Annotated in this window: 16 protein-coding genes; 9 read left to right on the forward strand and 7 right to left on the reverse strand. The window is 61.3% G+C overall.

Going from position 1 to position 14,593, the window contains the following annotated elements:
• Positions 1–35 precede the first annotated feature (35 nt).
• A complete protein-coding gene (locus AC1UK9_RS27395; protein WP_473013900.1) occupies positions 36–2,879 on the forward strand; it encodes a class I adenylate cyclase in 2,844 nt (947 codons plus the stop codon).
• 7 nt (positions 2,880–2,886) lie between these two features.
• On the opposite strand, the gene rnk is transcribed toward AC1UK9_RS27395, so the two are convergent.
• The 3 genes from rnk to cyaY all read right to left on the reverse strand — a co-directional run bounded on the left by rnk (position 2,887) and on the right by cyaY (position 4,045).
• On the reverse strand, positions 2,887–3,306 hold the full coding sequence (rnk, locus tag AC1UK9_RS27400) for a nucleoside diphosphate kinase regulator (RefSeq protein ID WP_025113251.1): 420 nt from the start codon (positions 3,304–3,306) through the stop codon (positions 2,887–2,889).
• Between the two features lie 194 nt (positions 3,307–3,500).
• On the reverse strand, positions 3,501–3,716 hold the full coding sequence (locus AC1UK9_RS27405) for a DUF1289 domain-containing protein (RefSeq protein ID WP_025113250.1): 216 nt from the start codon (positions 3,714–3,716) through the stop codon (positions 3,501–3,503).
• Between the two features lie 2 nt (positions 3,717–3,718).
• Positions 3,719–4,045 (reverse strand): iron donor protein CyaY, encoded by a 327-nt coding sequence (gene cyaY, locus AC1UK9_RS27410; RefSeq protein WP_007964535.1) that lies wholly within the window; start codon positions 4,043–4,045, stop codon positions 3,719–3,721.
• Positions 4,046–4,364: 319 nt separating this feature from the next.
• Between cyaY and lptM the strand changes: the two genes are divergently transcribed.
• The 6 genes from lptM to AC1UK9_RS27440 are packed head-to-tail and all read left to right on the forward strand — an operon-like array spanning position 4,365 to position 8,974.
• Positions 4,365–4,538, forward strand: coding sequence for an LPS translocon maturation chaperone LptM (gene lptM, locus AC1UK9_RS27415; RefSeq protein ID WP_007911098.1), 174 nt, complete (start codon positions 4,365–4,367; stop codon positions 4,536–4,538).
• A gap of 9 nt (positions 4,539–4,547) precedes the next feature.
• A complete protein-coding gene (gene lysA, locus AC1UK9_RS27420; protein ID WP_025113249.1) occupies positions 4,548–5,795 on the forward strand; it encodes a diaminopimelate decarboxylase in 1,248 nt (415 codons plus the stop codon).
• A gap of 3 nt (positions 5,796–5,798) precedes the next feature.
• Positions 5,799–6,629 carry a diaminopimelate epimerase gene (gene dapF, locus AC1UK9_RS27425; RefSeq protein ID WP_007964539.1) on the forward strand — a complete coding sequence of 277 codons (831 nt, stop codon included), beginning with the start codon at positions 5,799–5,801 and terminating at the stop codon, positions 6,627–6,629.
• Positions 6,630–6,642: 13 nt separating this feature from the next.
• Complete coding sequence (locus AC1UK9_RS27430; protein ID WP_473013903.1) at positions 6,643–7,368, forward strand: DUF484 family protein; 726 nt, start codon at positions 6,643–6,645, stop codon at positions 7,366–7,368.
• Between the two features lie 2 nt (positions 7,369–7,370).
• Positions 7,371–8,270 carry a tyrosine recombinase XerC gene (gene xerC / locus AC1UK9_RS27435; RefSeq protein ID WP_025113246.1) on the forward strand — a complete coding sequence of 300 codons (900 nt, stop codon included), beginning with the start codon at positions 7,371–7,373 and terminating at the stop codon, positions 8,268–8,270.
• Entirely contained in the window at positions 8,267–8,974 is a 708-nt protein-coding gene (locus AC1UK9_RS27440) for an HAD family hydrolase (RefSeq protein ID WP_482578838.1), read from the forward strand. The genes xerC and AC1UK9_RS27440 overlap by 4 nt, the downstream gene beginning before the upstream one ends.
• A gap of 189 nt (positions 8,975–9,163) precedes the next feature.
• Here the strand turns inward: AC1UK9_RS27440 and sutA are convergent, their stop codons facing one another.
• The 4 genes from sutA to glnK all read right to left on the reverse strand — a co-directional run bounded on the left by sutA (position 9,164) and on the right by glnK (position 11,947).
• Positions 9,164–9,490, reverse strand: a complete 327-nt coding sequence (gene sutA, locus AC1UK9_RS27445) for a transcriptional regulator SutA (protein WP_007920420.1) — start codon at positions 9,488–9,490, stop codon at positions 9,164–9,166.
• Positions 9,491–9,591: 101 nt separating this feature from the next.
• Positions 9,592–10,017 (reverse strand): secondary thiamine-phosphate synthase enzyme YjbQ, encoded by a 426-nt coding sequence (locus AC1UK9_RS27450; protein WP_003229414.1) that lies wholly within the window; start codon positions 10,015–10,017, stop codon positions 9,592–9,594.
• Positions 10,018–10,233: 216 nt separating this feature from the next.
• Positions 10,234–11,571, reverse strand: a complete 1,338-nt coding sequence (locus AC1UK9_RS27455) for an ammonium transporter (protein ID WP_025113244.1) — start codon at positions 11,569–11,571, stop codon at positions 10,234–10,236.
• 37 nt (positions 11,572–11,608) lie between these two features.
• Positions 11,609–11,947: a P-II family nitrogen regulator gene (glnK, locus tag AC1UK9_RS27460; protein WP_002555808.1), complete on the reverse strand. Its 339-nt coding sequence runs from the start codon at positions 11,945–11,947 to the stop codon at positions 11,609–11,611.
• Between the two features lie 413 nt (positions 11,948–12,360).
• Between glnK and AC1UK9_RS27465 the strand changes: the two genes are divergently transcribed.
• The gene (locus AC1UK9_RS27465) at positions 12,361–12,636 is read left to right on the forward strand and encodes an accessory factor UbiK family protein (protein ID WP_473013905.1); all 276 of its coding nucleotides are present in this window, start codon (positions 12,361–12,363) and stop codon (positions 12,634–12,636) included.
• 273 nt (positions 12,637–12,909) lie between these two features.
• Positions 12,910–14,403: a YifB family Mg chelatase-like AAA ATPase gene (locus tag AC1UK9_RS27470; protein ID WP_482578841.1), complete on the forward strand. Its 1,494-nt coding sequence runs from the start codon at positions 12,910–12,912 to the stop codon at positions 14,401–14,403.
• Positions 14,404–14,593: the final 190 nt, after the last annotated feature.

Consider the following 14,593-nt stretch of genomic DNA (forward strand, 5'->3'; position numbering starts at 1 on the left):
TCTTCGTCCGAGCCTGCGAGCCGGTTTGAGCTGACATGACGCGCACCCATGAAATCCGCCCCGACCTGGACGAAGGCATCGACCGAAAGGTACTCAGCCAGTTGCGTGCGCGTTTTCTCAAACTCAATGAAGGCCGGCTCGGCCGCGCACTTGAAGGCTTGTCGACCCGCCAGCAAGGCGTGCTGACCCTGCTGCCGCTGTTCTTCCACGTCAATCACCCGCTGCTGCCAGGTTATGTCTCGGGCAGCACGCCAGCCGGACTGTCCAACTACGAGCCGGATGCCAACGCGCTCGCCGAAGCCCAACGCCTGACTCGCTCGTTCTCCTACAAACCGCGCCACGGCAGCAATCCGCCACGACCGATTCACGGGCTGTTCCTGATGGGCAGCCTCGGCACTCTGGCCCAGGCCGATCAGAGCGACATGGACGTGTGGGTCTGCCATGCGCCGGACCTGAGCGATAGCGAACTGGCCGAGCTGCGCAAGAAATGCCAGCTGCTCGAAACCTGGGCCGCCAGCCAGGGCGCCGAGGCACATTTCTTCCTGATCGATCCGGTACGCTTTGTCAAAGGCGAGCGCGACACCCAGCTCAGTTCCGAAGACTGCGGCACCACCCAGCATTACCTGTTGCTCGACGAGTTTTACCGCACGGCGATCTGGCTGGCCGGGCGCACGCCGATCTGGTGGCTGGTGCCGGTCTACGAAGAAACCGCTTACGACCTGTACACCCACACCTTGCTGTCCAAGCGTTTCATTCGCGCCGACGAGACCCTCGACCTCGGGCATCTGGCGACGATTCCACCGGGAGAGTTCGTTGGCGCCGGGCTGTGGCAGCTGTTCAAAGGCATCGAGTCGCCCTACAAGTCGGTGCTCAAGCTGTTGCTGACCGAGGTCTACGCCAGCGAACACCCGCAGGTACAGTGCCTGAGCCTGCGCTTCAAAAAAGCGGTATTCGCCAATCAGCTGGATCTGGATGAGCTGGATCCGTACATGGTCGTGTACCGGCGCATCGAGGAATACCTCACCGCCCGTAACGAACCGGAGCGTCTGGAGCTGGTGCGCCGCGCGCTGTACCTGAAGGTCAACCGCAAGCTCACCGGCAACAGCCGCAGCCAGGGCTGGCAGCGCTCGCTGCTTGAGCGTCTGGCCAGCGAATGGCATTGGGATCAGCGCCAACTGGCACTGCTCGACAGCCGCAGCCAGTGGAAAGTCCGCCAGGTCAGCGCCGAACGCCGCGCGCTGGTCAACGAGCTCAACTACAGCTATCGCTTCCTGACCCAGTTCGCCCGCACCGAACAGACCGTCAGCCTGATCAACAAGCGCGATCTGAATGTGCTCGGCCGACGGCTGTATGCCGCGTTCGAGCGCAAGGCCGACAAGGTCGAGTTCATCAACCCCGGGATCGCCCCGGATCTGGCCGAAGACACCCTGACGCTGGTGCAGTCGCCGAACAAAAAGGAACCGGGGCAAACTCACTGGGGCCTGTATAACGGCAGCCTCACGGCGCTGGAGTGGGAGCACTTCGCGCCGATCAAGCGCAGCCGTCATCTGCTGGAGCTACTGACCTGGTGCCACCGCAACGGCGTGATCGACAGTAGCACCCGCCTGGCTCTGCACCCGGGCACCAGCGACCTGAGCGAGTTCGAACTGTTCAACCTGCTTGGCAGCCTGCAGCAGTGCATCGCCCTGCCCTTGCCCACCGTCGCCGAAGAGCCGCTGTTGCGTGCGGCCGTACCGAGCGAAGTACTGATGCTGGTCAACGTCGGCGTCGACCCGCTCAAGCATCACCGCGATCTGAACATTCTGATGACCACCGAGCGCACCGACTCGCTGAGCTACGCCGGGGTCCGTGAAAACCTCGTGCTGACGCTGGATCAGGTCACGCTCAACAGCTGGAACGAAGTGCTGGTCAACCGCTTTGACGGCCCCCACGCGCTGCTCGACTGCCTGCGCGATTACCTCAACAACCTGCCACGCGGCCCGCAGCAACCCTCATTGAAAGTGCGCTGCTTCTGCCACAACCGCGCACAGTTCATTGCCCGCCGTGTTGAAGAGATCGTTGATACCGCGCAAAACCTGCTGCTCAGCGAGCTGAACCATCGCTACCTCATTCAGGTGCAACAGCACTATCACGTGCTGGAGCTGGTACCGGGACAGGTCAATCATGTCGCCCTCGCGACATTGCCGGCGCTGCTGGATTACCTCGGCGAAGAACAGGCACGTTACAGCCCGCTGCACCTGGACCCGATGGCGCTGGAAGAACACGACCTGGCGCTGATCCTGCCGATGGGGCAGCCGGAATCGATCCAGGTGTTCTACCGGATCACCGAGCAACAGGCCGAGTTGTACGTGCTGGATGAGTTCAACGCACTGTGGCAGCAACGTTTGCCGTATCACGATGAGCAGAGTCTGCTGGTGCCGCTGCAACGCTTCCTGCAATCGATCCAGTACCGGCGTGAAGCGCTGCTGCCGATGGACGGCAGTCCGGCGATCAGTCTCGAGACTTTGTATTACCAGTTATTGCCTTCGGGCCCGGGACGCGCGCGGCGGGTCGAAGCACGGCCGGCGCCGCAGACCCCGGTCAACAAACCGTTCTACGACGTACAGGCAATCATCGGCAAAGCGGCACCGGCAGAGGTGCAGGTCACCCTGTATTGCAATCAACGGGAATTCAGCGAGCTGGAACATGGCGACCAGTTGTTTCATGTGGTCGCCCGGGAGATCGTCGAGCAGCGCCGCGAGACCGAGCGCTATCGCTGCTACATCACCGACCTGGATCTGTCGGGCCTGCTCGGTGATGCTCAGAGTTCCAGCAATTTGTATCTACGCTACAAGGCCGACCTGGAGCGCGCCCTGAACGAGGCGCTCGAACAGGTCTGAGGCGGGGTTACTCGCGGAACTCTCCGCCGTTGGCCGGCTGCGATTCGACTTCCAGCAAGGTCAGTTTCAGGGTCTTGCCACCCGGTGCCGGCCAGTCGATATGCTGACCGACCTTCAGGCCCAGCAGCGCGCTGCCGACCGGGGCCAGAATCGAGATCTTGCCTTCATCGGCGTTGGCGTCCTTGGGATAGACCAGCGTCAGGTGATAGTCCTTGCCACTGCCCTCTTCGCGGCAATGCACACGGGAATTCATCGTCACGACATCGGCGGGTACTTCATCGTGGCCGACCACGGTGTCGGCGCGATCCAGTTCAGTTTGCAGCGCGATCACGCCCGGCGCAGCCTGGTCTTTCTCGTTCAGGTTGTCGATCAGGCGCTCCAGACGTTGCACGTCCAGACGGGTAAGGGTGATGGAAGGTGCGGTCATGATCCGGGCAGACTCCTTTCTTCTGCACACAAAAAAAGCAAAACCCCGCCAAAAAAGACGGGGTTTTCACCAGGCCTCGATGGGTTGAGGCGTGTTCGGACACTATCACAGCTCAAAAAATATACAAGCCACGCACTTTTGATCGGGCAAGTACCCCTGCGGCGAGGGCGCTTGCTCCTCGCCACAGGTTCGTATCAGGCTTGAGTGCGGCGTTGCAGCGCTTGTGCGCAGATTACCCGGCGGCGCTGATCGTCCGCCGAGCGCCATTCGCGAATGTCCTCGACATGGCGGAAGCAGCCGAGGCACACCTTCTGTTCATCCAGACGACACACGCCGCTGCACGGCGAGGGCACCGCCGGGCTGACGTTGCTGTAAAGCGGCTTGGGTGGGCGCGGGGCAACCTCGGTCACGATCAGATCTCTTCGAAATCCAGCTCAAGACCGGCCTGGTCCTGAACACAGCGGGCCAACACTTCGCCGAGCAGTTCTTCGGACTTCTCGCAGCTCCACTTGCCCGACTCTTCGTCGTAGTCAAAATGGAAACCACCGGAACGCGCCGCCAGCCACAGCTGACGCAGCGGCTCCTGGCGGCTGATGATCAGCTGGCTGCCGTTATCGAACTTGATGGTCATCATGCCGGCCGTGATCTCGATATCGTCGGCATGATCCTCCAGCAACTCTTCCAACGCCTGCTGGGTGGCATCGACCAGATCGTGGAAACGCGCTTCGGACAAACTCATTGTGGCAACCTCAAAAAATGTCTGCTCAGGCTCAAGCGCCGCAAGATACGGACGCTGTCGGCCGATTGCAAAGGATAACGACCAAGGGCCTCAATGGGCACTGTAAACACCGTACCTGTGGGAGCGGGCTTGCTCGCGAAGGGGCCGGCACATCCAACTTTTTTGACTGCTGAACCACCGCTTTCGCGAGCAAGCCCGCCCCCACAGGGTTTGGTGTGCATCCGGACAAGCCCCGCCGGACGGGAACTCCCTCGCATAGGCAAGCTGTCGGGTGGCCGGTATACTCCGGCGCAATTAACGCATTTTCAAGGATTTCGCCATGAAGCGCCTGATCTCTTCCCTTGCTGCGCTCGTCGCGGTTGCCTGCCTCGTTTCGGCCTGTGGTCAAAAAGGCCCGCTGTACCTGCCGGATGACGATCAGGACCCGGCCGAGCAAGCCCAGTCTTCGCAAAAGCAGCCGTCCAAAGCTCACAAGCACGACGTTTACCAATAAGGGATCGCCATGGACGCTTTTAACTACCGTGGCGGGGAACTGTTCGCGGAAGGTGTGGCGTTGTCCGCCATCGCCGACCGCTTCGGCACGCCCACCTACGTTTACTCGCGCGCACACATCGAAGCCCAGTATCTGGCTTACGCCGATGCCCTGGCCGGCATGCCGCACCTGGTCTGCTACGCGGTCAAGGCCAACTCCAACCTCGGCGTGTTGAATGTCCTGGCCCGTCTCGGTGCCGGTTTCGACATCGTGTCCCGTGGCGAGCTGGAACGCGTGCTGGCCGCTGGCGGCAGCGCCGACAAGATCGTGTTCTCCGGTGTCGGCAAGACCCGTGACGACATGCGTCGCGCCCTGGAAGTCGGCGTGCACTGCTTCAACGTTGAATCCACCGACGAGCTGGAGCGCCTGCAAGTCGTCGCCGCCGAGCTGGGTGTTCGCGCACCGATTTCGCTGCGCGTGAACCCGGACGTCGATGCCGGCACCCACCCGTACATTTCCACCGGTCTCAAAGAGAACAAGTTCGGCATCGCCATTGCCGACGCCGAAGACGTGTACGTGCGTGCCGCACACCTGCCGAACCTGGAAGTGGTCGGCGTCGACTGCCACATCGGCTCGCAACTGACCACCCTGCCACCGTTCCTCGATGCGCTCGACCGCCTGCTGGATCTGGTCGATCGCCTCGGCGATTGCGGCATCCATCTGCGCCACATCGATCTCGGTGGCGGGCTGGGCGTGCGTTATCGCGATGAAGAGCCGCCATTGGCCGGCGACTACATCAAGGCTGTGCGCGAGCGTCTGGACGGTCGTGATCTGGCACTGGTGTTCGAGCCGGGCCGTTTCATCGTCGCCAACGCCGGCGTGCTGTTGACCCAGGTCGAGTACCTCAAGCACACCGAGCACAAGGATTTCGCCATCGTCGACGCGGCGATGAACGACCTGATCCGCCCGGCGCTGTATCAGGCCTGGATGGACGTCACCGCGGTCAAACCGCGTGACACCGCTGCACGCCCGTACGACGTGGTCGGCCCGATCTGCGAAACCGGTGATTTCCTGGCCAAGGACCGTGAACTGGCCCTGGAAGAAGGCGATCTGTTGGCCGTGCATTCGGCTGGTGCCTACGGCTTCGTGATGAGCTCCAACTACAACACCCGTGGCCGTGCCGCTGAAGTGTTGGTAGACGGTGATCAGGTATTTGAAGTGCGCCGCCGCGAAACCGTGGCCGAGCTGTTTGCCGGCGAAAGCCTGCTGCCGGAGTAACCCATGCTGCTGCGTTTTACCAAAATGCACGGCCTGGGCAATGACTTCATGGTTCTCGACCTGGTCAGCCAGCACGCGCATATTCAGCCCAAGCACGCCAAGCAATGGGGCGACCGGCACACCGGTATCGGTTTCGATCAGTTGCTGATCGTCGAAGCGCCAAGTAATCCGGACGTGGATTTCCGTTACCGGATCTTCAACTCCGATGGCTCGGAAGTAGAACAGTGCGGCAACGGTGCGCGCTGCTTTGCCCGCTTCGTGCTCGACAAGCGCCTGACTGCCAAACGGCAGATTCGCGTCGAGACCAAAGGCGGCATCATTGAGCTGGACGTGCGTAACGACGGCCAGATCGGCGTCAACATGGGCGCGCCGCGTCTGGTGCCGGCGGACATTCCGTTCGACGCGCCGGCGCAGGCTTCCAGCTACCAGCTGGAAGTCGACGGCACCACAGTCGAACTGGCCGCCGTGTCGATGGGTAACCCGCACGCCGTGTTGCGCGTGCAAGACATCAATAACGCACCGGTGCATGAACTGGGGCCGAAAATCGAACACCATCCGCGCTTCCCGGCACGGGTCAATGTCGGTTTCATCCAGGTCATTGATCGTAACCGCGCGCAACTGCGCGTCTGGGAACGCGGCGCCGGGGAAACCCAGGCCTGCGGCACCGGCGCCTGCGCTGCGGCTGTCGCGGCAATCAGCCAGGGGTGGATGGATTCGCCGCTGTTGATCGACCTGCCCGGCGGGCGTCTGTCCATTGAGTGGGCGGGGCCAGGCCAACCGGTGCTGATGACCGGTCCGGCAGTGCGTGTATACGAAGGACAAGTGCGTCTTTGAGTGAGCAGAAACCATGACCGATAAGCCTCAGGTACCCGCCCGACAGTCCGACGAATCAGCGTCCGAGAGCCTGGAGGCGGCAGCGGTTGCCGCGTACCTGGAGGCTCACCCGGACTTCTTCGTCGAACACGAAGAACTGCTGCCCGCCCTGCGCATTCCCCATCAGCGCGGTGACACCGTGTCGCTGGTCGAACGACAGATGACCATCCTGCGCGACCGCAATATCGAGATGCGCCACCGCCTCTCGCAGTTGATGGACGTGGCCCGCGATAACGATCGTCTGTTCGACAAGACCCGCCGCCTGATCCTGTCCCTGATGGACGCTGCAAGCCTCGAAGACGTGGTGATCAGCGTTGAAGACAGTCTGCGCCAGGACTTCCAGGTGCCTTTCGTCAGTCTGATCCTGCTCGGCGACAACCCGGCCCCGGTCGGCCGCTGGGTGACTCACGCCGACGCGCAAACCGCGATCGGCGGCCTGCTCACCGAAGGCAAGAGCGTCAGCGGCAGCCTGCGTGAACATGAACTGGACTTCCTGTTCGGCGAAGAACAGCGCAAGCAGATCGGCTCAACCGCGGTGGTCGCCGTCAGCCATCAAGGCATTCACGGCATTCTGGCGATCGCCAGCCGTGATCCGCAGCACTACAAGAGCTCGGTCGGCACGCTGTTCCTGAGCTACATCGCCGAAGTCATGGGCCGTGTGCTGCCACGGGTCAACAGCTCCCTGCGCTCGGTACGCTGAGCATGGAACGACAACTGGACGCTTACTGCGAACATTTGCGCAGTGAGCGACAGGTGTCGCCGCACACCCTGTCGGCCTACCGCCGCGACCTTGATAAAGTCCTCGGCTGGTGCGTCAAACAGAACATCGGTAGTTGGGCCGCGCTGGACATCCAGCGCCTGCGCAGCCTGATCGCCCGCCTGCATGCGCAGGGTCAGTCTTCGCGCAGCCTTGCCCGATTGCTCTCGGCAGTGCGCGGGCTCTACCACTATCTCAATCGCGAAGGCCTTTGCGACCATGACCCGGCCACGGGCCTGGCGCCGCCAAAAGGCGAACGGCGCTTGCCGAAAACCCTCGACACCGACCGCGCATTGCAACTGCTTGAAGGTGCGGTCGAGGATGATTTTCTAGCGCGGCGCGATCAGGCGATTCTGGAGTTGTTCTATTCCTCCGGCCTGCGCCTTTCCGAACTGACCGGGCTCAATCTTGATCAACTCGACCTTGCCGATGGCATGGTTCAGGTATTGGGCAAGGGCAGCAAAACCCGCTTGCTGCCGGTGGGCAAAAAGGCCCGCGAAGCGATCGAGCAATGGCTGCCGCTGCGGGCCATGACCAATCCGGCGGACGACGCGGTGTTCGTCAGCCAGCAAGGCCGGCGCCTCGGTCCACGAGCGATTCAGGTCCGGGTCAAACTGGCCGGCGAGCGCGAGCTGGGGCAGAACCTGCACCCGCACATGCTGCGGCACTCCTTCGCCAGCCACTTGCTGGAATCCTCGCAAGACCTGCGCGCGGTGCAAGAGTTGCTCGGCCACTCGGACATCAAGACCACGCAGATCTACACCCACCTGGACTTCCAGCACCTGGCGGCGGTCTACGACAGTGCCCACCCAAGGGCCAAACGCAGCAAAGGCGACGATTCATGAACATCCAGTTGATTACCTTCGACCTCGACGACACCCTGTGGGATACCGCCCCGGTGATCGTCAGCGCCGAAGCGGTATTGCGCGAATGGCTCAGCGAACATGCACCGAACCTCGGGGCAGTGCCAGTGGAGCATTTGTGGGCGATTCGCGAGCGGGTGCTGGCCAGCGAGCCGGGCCTCAAGCACCGCATCAGCGCATTGCGCCGGCGCGTGTTGTTTCACGCACTGGAGGAAGCCGGGTACGCCCACGGCGAAGCCTCGGATCTGGCCGACAAGAGCTTTGAAGTGTTCTTGCATGCGCGGCATCAGATCCAAGTGTTCCCTGAAGTCGAGCCGGTGCTGGAAACCCTCGCCAACCACTACGCCCTCGGCGTGGTCACCAATGGCAATGCCGATGTGCGTCGGCTGGGGCTGGCGGATTACTTCAAGTTTGCGTTGTGTGCTGAAGACATCGGCATCGCCAAACCGGACGCACGACTGTTTCACGAAGCGTTGCAACGCGGTGGCGTGAGCGCTGATGTGGCGGTGCACATTGGCGATCATCCGGGCGATGACATTGCCGGTGCGCAGCAGGCGGGCATGCGCGCGATCTGGTTCAACCCGGCCGGCAAGGTCTGGGAGGCAGAGCGCTTGCCGGATGCCGAAATCCGCAGCCTGACCGATTTGCCGGCGCTGCTGGCGCGCTGGAATGCCAGCTCGAACTGATCGACTCCCCCCGTGGGAGCGAGCCTGCTCGCGAAGGCAATCTCTCATTCAATACTGATGTTGACCGACCCACCGCTTTCGCGAGCAGGCTCGCTCCCACAAGGGACCTGCGTTCGCTTCAGTTCTTTATTTCAGGCATGAAAAAGCCCGCAGCGACGGCGGGCTTTTTCAGCAAGCAAGTGGCACGCCTCAGATAGGGCGGCTACCGTACTTGTTGTCCGGCTTCTTCGGCGGATCGGCGACCACATTGGCCTCCACTTCCTGAACCTTGCCGCCACGCGACAGGAACTCTTCCATGGCCTTGGCCAGGGCGTCGCGCTCCTTGTTCTTGGCTTCGATGCTCGGCAACTCATCAACCGACACCGCAGCCTTGGCCTTGCCTTTGGCAGCCGGGGCCGGCGTATCGTCACCGCCATCGTCGTCAGCAACGTCTTCCGCTGCTGCTTCCAGGCCTTCCTCGGCCTCGTCTTCGTCGCCTACTTCGAGGTCGTCGTTTTCCAGATCATCGTCGCTCATGTTCTACCTCATGACTTGCGAAAAGCAGATTAGTTATAGACCAGCTTTGGCAACTGTCGAAAGTCGCCGTTAAAAAATCGTTAACCGCTGCTGACCAGCGGTTATGCCCCTTCACCGTGCAAGGTGGCGAGGACTTTTCGGGCACCGCCATGATCACGGTGCTCGCCCAGATAAACGCCTTGCCAGGTTCCCAGTGCCAGGCGACCTGCCGAAACCGGCAGACTGATCTGGCAACCAAGCACGCTGGCCTTGAAGTGCGCCGGGAGGTCGTCCAGGCCTTCGTCGTTATGCTCATAGCCGTCTGTTCCTTGTGGGATCAGACGATTGAAAAATCGTTCGAAGTCGCGACGGACCGCCGGATCGGCGTTCTCGTTGATGGTCAACGACGCCGAGGTATGCTGCAGCCACAAATGCAACAGACCGACCCGGCACGCCTTGAGTTCAGGCAGGCCGGCGAGTAACTCGTCCGTTACCAGATGAAAGCCCCGGGGCCGTGCCCGCAGGGTTATCAGAGTCTGTTGCCACATACAGTTCTCCGCACGTTCGGGGCGCATTCTAGCGCGCTCTGGGAAAAAACAAAGGCCCTAATATTCCTGCAATGATGTAAGCGATTGACCGCAGAAAAACGTCCGTCGTAAACACGACCAAAGCCGTACGAAAAATCCTTTCAGCCTTCCCTTCAATGACAAATTCCAGACAAAAAAATGCCCGGCAAGCCGGGCAAGTTTTTTCGATGCGCGTACTTACAGGTTGTAGCCGCGTTCGTTGTGTTGTGCCAGGTCCAGACCCACGGCTTCTTCTTCCTCGGTGGCACGCAGGCCCATGACCACGTCCAGTACCTTGAGGATGATGAAGGTGACGATCGCGGTGTAGATCACCGTGAAGCCGACACCTTTGCACTGAATCCACACTTGTGAAGCGATGTCGGTCACGGTGCCAAAGCCGCCCATGGCCGGTGCGGCGAACACACCAGTGAGGATCGCGCCGAGGATACCGCCGATACCGTGCACGCCGAAGGCATCCAGGGAATCGTCGTAACCGAGTTTGCGTTTGAGCGTGGTGGCGCAGAAGAAGCACACCACACCGGCCGCCAGACCGATGATCAGCGAACCCATCGGGCCCACGGTACCGGCTGCCGGAGTGATTGCCACCAGACCTGCAACCACGCCCGAGGCGATGCCCAGTGCGCTAGGTTTGCCGTGGGTGATCCACTCGGCGAACATCCAGCCCAGTGCCGCGGCAGCGGTAGCGATCTGGGTGACCAGCATCGCCATGCCGGCGGTGCCGTTGGCCGCTGCGGCGGAGCCTGCGTTGAAGCCGAACCAGCCGACCCACAGCATCGCTGCGCCCATCAGGGTGTAACCGAGATTGTGCGGAGCCATCGGTGTGGTCGGGAAGCCTTTGCGCTTGCCCAATACCAGGCACGCCACCAGACCGGCGATACCGGCGTTGATGTGAACCACGGTGCCGCCCGCGAAATCGAGCACGCCCCAGTCGCCCAGCAACGAACCCGGACCGCTCCAGACCATGTGCGCAATCGGCGCATAGACCAGGGTGAACCAGACGCCCATGAACACCAGCATCGCGGAGAACTTCATACGCTCGGCGAAGGCACCGACGATCAGCGCCGGAGTGATAATGGCGAAGGTCATTTGATAAGTGACGAACACCGCTTCAGGGAACAGCGCTGCCGGGCCGGTGATGCTGGCAGGCGTGACACCCGCGAGGAAGGCCTTGGCAAAGCTGCCGACGAAGGAGTTCAGGTTGACGACGTTGGCTTCCATCCCGGTGGTGTCGAACGCCATGCTGTAGCCATAAAGGAACCACAGGATGGTGACCAGGCCGGTAATGGCGAAGCACTGCATCATCACCGAAAGAATGTTTTTCGACCGCACCATGCCGCCGTAGAACAGCGCGAGGCCAGGAATGGTCATGAACAGCACGAGGGCTGTGGAGGTCAGCATCCAGGCGGTATCGCCGGAATTGAGGACTGGAGGTGCCACCGGATCTGCCGCCATAGCCAGGCCGGGCATTACGATGGACAACAGGGCGCCTAGCCCTGCGAATTTACGCAGAGTCATATTGTTTTCTCCTGGGGCGTTGGGTTTGTGGCGGCGTTTAGATCGCGTCGGTATCGGTTTCGCCGGTACGGATGCGAATCGCCTGTTCCAGATTGACCACGAAGATCTTGCCGTCACCGATCTTGCCGGTGTTGGCAGCCTTGGTTATCGCCTCGATAACCCGATCCAGATCCTTGTCGTCGATAGCAACGTCGATTTTCACCTTGGGCAGAAAATCGACCACATACTCCGCGCCGCGATACAGCTCGGTGTGACCCTTCTGCCGGCCGAAGCCTTTGACTTCAGTAACGGTAATGCCCTGCACGCCGATTTCGGACAGCGACTCGCGCACGTCGTCCAACTTGAACGGCTTGATGATGGCAGTGACTAGCTTCATGAAACTCTCTCCCGAATTGGTGGACTTGCCCCAGGAAAACAAACCCGACTCAAGTCTAAGCGCAGTGCCTGGCTTTGTAACGCATCGTCGGCCTTACCTGCCCGACTGACGCCAGCTAACCGCTGCTGACGAAACTCCCCGCTCCGCCTGCCGCACTGCATTCGTCACAGCGACTGCATCAGTGCATGGGTCACTACCGACTAAGCAGAAAGCTTGCCATCTCGCCAAATTCCTCTGATTTCAATCCCTTGGCCGCTGCCGCAGGCGCTTGCGCAAAAAAGCCCCGACGGTTACGCACAACAACGGTGCGCTGCCGTCCGTCCGCTTGCGCGAAAAGCGTGCATCCGTGCCTGCGCCAATGACTATAGACACTGCGTGATACACTGCCCGCCACTGTTTACAGGACACATTCCATGCTCGCGCCCAAAGACTTCCTCGACGCCCTGAGCGGCACCGCCTCCCGCCTTTTCAGCGGCGACACCCCGCTGCCGAAAGCCGAAATCGAAAGCCAGTTCAAGATGCTGCTGCAAAGCGCCTTCAGCAAACTGGACCTGGTGAGCCGCGAAGAATTCGATAGCCAGATGGTCGTCCTGGCGCGGACTCGCGCTCGCCTTGAAAGCCTTGAAGCCAAAGTCGCAGAGCTGGAAGCCAAGCTGACGCCGCCGGCCGCCACTCCAGACCGGCAATGACGGGTGAGAGCTGGCTCGGATGTTTGCCTCAACGAGGCAAACATCCATAGTCTCAGCGGACGTGATTGCGTCCACCAACGATGCACAGGCCTTGGCCTCACCAAAGCCTGCACAGTAAAAACCGCCTCCTCGAGGCGGTTTTTTTTCGCCTCGAAATGGGTTGGCGACTACCCGCAACATCCAGTGAAAGTTCGCCTCCGCCAGATCCCCCTTCCCCAACTACCCTTAAAAAACCCGCAGGAAGCGGCCCCCGATTCAGCTCAAGGAACGACCATGTCCCTCTCCATCGTCCACAGTCGCGCCCAGATTGGCGTGGATGCTCCCGCTGTTACTGTCGAAGTTCATCTGGCCAATGGTCTGCCGTCACTGACCATGGTCGGCCTGCCCGAAGCCGCAGTGAAGGAGAGCAAGGATCGGGTGCGCAGCGCGATCATCAATTCCGGGCTGCAGTTTCCGGCGCGGCGGATCACTTTGAATCTGGCGCCGGCGGATCTGCCCAAGGATGGCGGGCGGTTTGATCTGGCGATCGCCCTCGGGATTCTGTCGGCGAGTGTGCAGGTGCCGTGCCTGACATTGGATGATGTGGAGTGTCTGGGTGAGTTGGCGTTGTCCGGCGCAGTGCGGCCGGTGCGCGGGGTGTTGCCGGCAGCACTGGCGGCGCGCAAGGCCGGTCGTGCACTGGTGGTGCCGCGGGCGAATGCTGAGGAGGCTTGCCTGGCCTCGGGATTGAAGGTGTTTGCAGTGGATCACTTGCTGGAGGCGGTGGCGCATTTCAACGGGCATACGCCGGTGGAACCCTATGTGTCGAACGGGCTGATCCATGCGGCGAAACCCTACCCCGACCTGAATGAAGTGCAAGGTCAGATGGCAGCGAAACGGGCGCTGCTGATTGCTGCGGCGGGCGCGCATAACCTGTTGTTCAGTGGGCCACCGGGGACCGGCAAGACCTTGTTGGCGAGTCGCTTGCCGGGGCTGCTGCCGCCGCTGTCCGAATGCGAGGCCCTGGAGGTGGCGGCGATTCAATCGGTCGCCAGTGGCGTGCCGCTGACGCATTGGCCACAACGCCCGTTTCGTCAGCCGCACCACTCGGCATCCGGTCCGGCGCTGGTCGGCGGCAGCTCAAAACCGCAACCTGGAGAAATCACCCTCGCCCATCACGGAGTGTTGTTCCTTGATGAATTGCCAGAGTTTGATCGCAAGGTGCTTGAGGTGCTGCGCGAGCCACTGGAGTCCGGGAACATCGTGATTGCCCGGGCCAAGGAGCGTGTACGCTTTCCGGCACGGTTTCAGTTGGTGGCGGCAATGAATCCTTGCCCCTGTGGATATCTTGGCGAACCCAGTGGCAAGTGTTCATGTACGCCGGACATGGTCCAGCGCTATCGCAACAAGCTGTCGGGCCCTCTATTGGACCGGATCGATTTGCACCTGACGGTAGCGCGAGAGGCGACGGCGTTGAACCCTGCGGTAAAGCCTGGGGAGGACAGCGCCAGCGCCGCCGCGTTGGTGGCCGAGGCCCGCGAACGTCAACAGAAACGCCAAGGATGTGCCAATGCGTTTCTTGATCTGCCGGGGCTGCGCCGACACTGCAAGTTATCCACAGCCGATGAGACCTGGCTGGAATCAGCCTGTGAACGGCTGACCTTGTCACTGCGCTCGGCGCATCGGCTGCTCAAGGTCGCCAGGACGTTGGCGGATCTGGGCCAGGAACAAGACATCAGGCGCGAACATCTGGCAGAGGCGTTGCAATACCGACCGGCAACACAATAAGGACGGCAGGGCTTGTCGCAAACAGATTCGCGCCGAAAAATAAACCTCCGGGCACTGATGGCCATTAGCCGAGATGTGATATAACGGCGGCGCTCTTTTTTACTAGTTATCCGTCTATCGACAAGACATAGAGCATTTTGCAGCGTGGAAATGGAGGCGGGACATCATGGACAAGATTTCTATTGCTCAC

Source organism: Pseudomonas sp. AK-TSAG1-1 (assembly GCF_056821665.1).

Coding starts and splice junctions, on each gene's coding strand:
- AC1UK9_RS27455 (WP_025113244.1), bottom strand. CDS start 11,571: ATGACTCTGCGTAAATTCGCAGGGCTAGGCGCCCTGTTGTCCATCGTA.
- sutA (WP_007920420.1), bottom strand. CDS start 9,490: ATGAGCGACGATGATCTGGAAAACGACGACCTCGAAGTAGGCGACGAA.
- AC1UK9_RS27465 (WP_473013905.1), top strand. CDS start 12,361: ATGCTCGCGCCCAAAGACTTCCTCGACGCCCTGAGCGGCACCGCCTCC.
- AC1UK9_RS27430 (WP_473013903.1), top strand. CDS start 6,643: ATGACCGATAAGCCTCAGGTACCCGCCCGACAGTCCGACGAATCAGCG.
- AC1UK9_RS27395 (WP_473013900.1), top strand. CDS start 36: ATGACGCGCACCCATGAAATCCGCCCCGACCTGGACGAAGGCATCGAC.
- AC1UK9_RS27470 (WP_482578841.1), top strand. CDS start 12,910: ATGTCCCTCTCCATCGTCCACAGTCGCGCCCAGATTGGCGTGGATGCT.
- AC1UK9_RS27450 (WP_003229414.1), bottom strand. CDS start 10,017: ATGTGGCAACAGACTCTGATAACCCTGCGGGCACGGCCCCGGGGCTTT.
- glnK (WP_002555808.1), bottom strand. CDS start 11,947: ATGAAGCTAGTCACTGCCATCATCAAGCCGTTCAAGTTGGACGACGTG.
- cyaY (WP_007964535.1), bottom strand. CDS start 4,045: ATGAGTTTGTCCGAAGCGCGTTTCCACGATCTGGTCGATGCCACCCAG.
- AC1UK9_RS27440 (WP_482578838.1), top strand. CDS start 8,267: ATGAACATCCAGTTGATTACCTTCGACCTCGACGACACCCTGTGGGAT.
- dapF (WP_007964539.1), top strand. CDS start 5,799: ATGCTGCTGCGTTTTACCAAAATGCACGGCCTGGGCAATGACTTCATG.
- rnk (WP_025113251.1), bottom strand. CDS start 3,306: ATGACCGCACCTTCCATCACCCTTACCCGTCTGGACGTGCAACGTCTG.
- lysA (WP_025113249.1), top strand. CDS start 4,548: ATGGACGCTTTTAACTACCGTGGCGGGGAACTGTTCGCGGAAGGTGTG.
- lptM (WP_007911098.1), top strand. CDS start 4,365: ATGAAGCGCCTGATCTCTTCCCTTGCTGCGCTCGTCGCGGTTGCCTGC.
- xerC (WP_025113246.1), top strand. CDS start 7,371: ATGGAACGACAACTGGACGCTTACTGCGAACATTTGCGCAGTGAGCGA.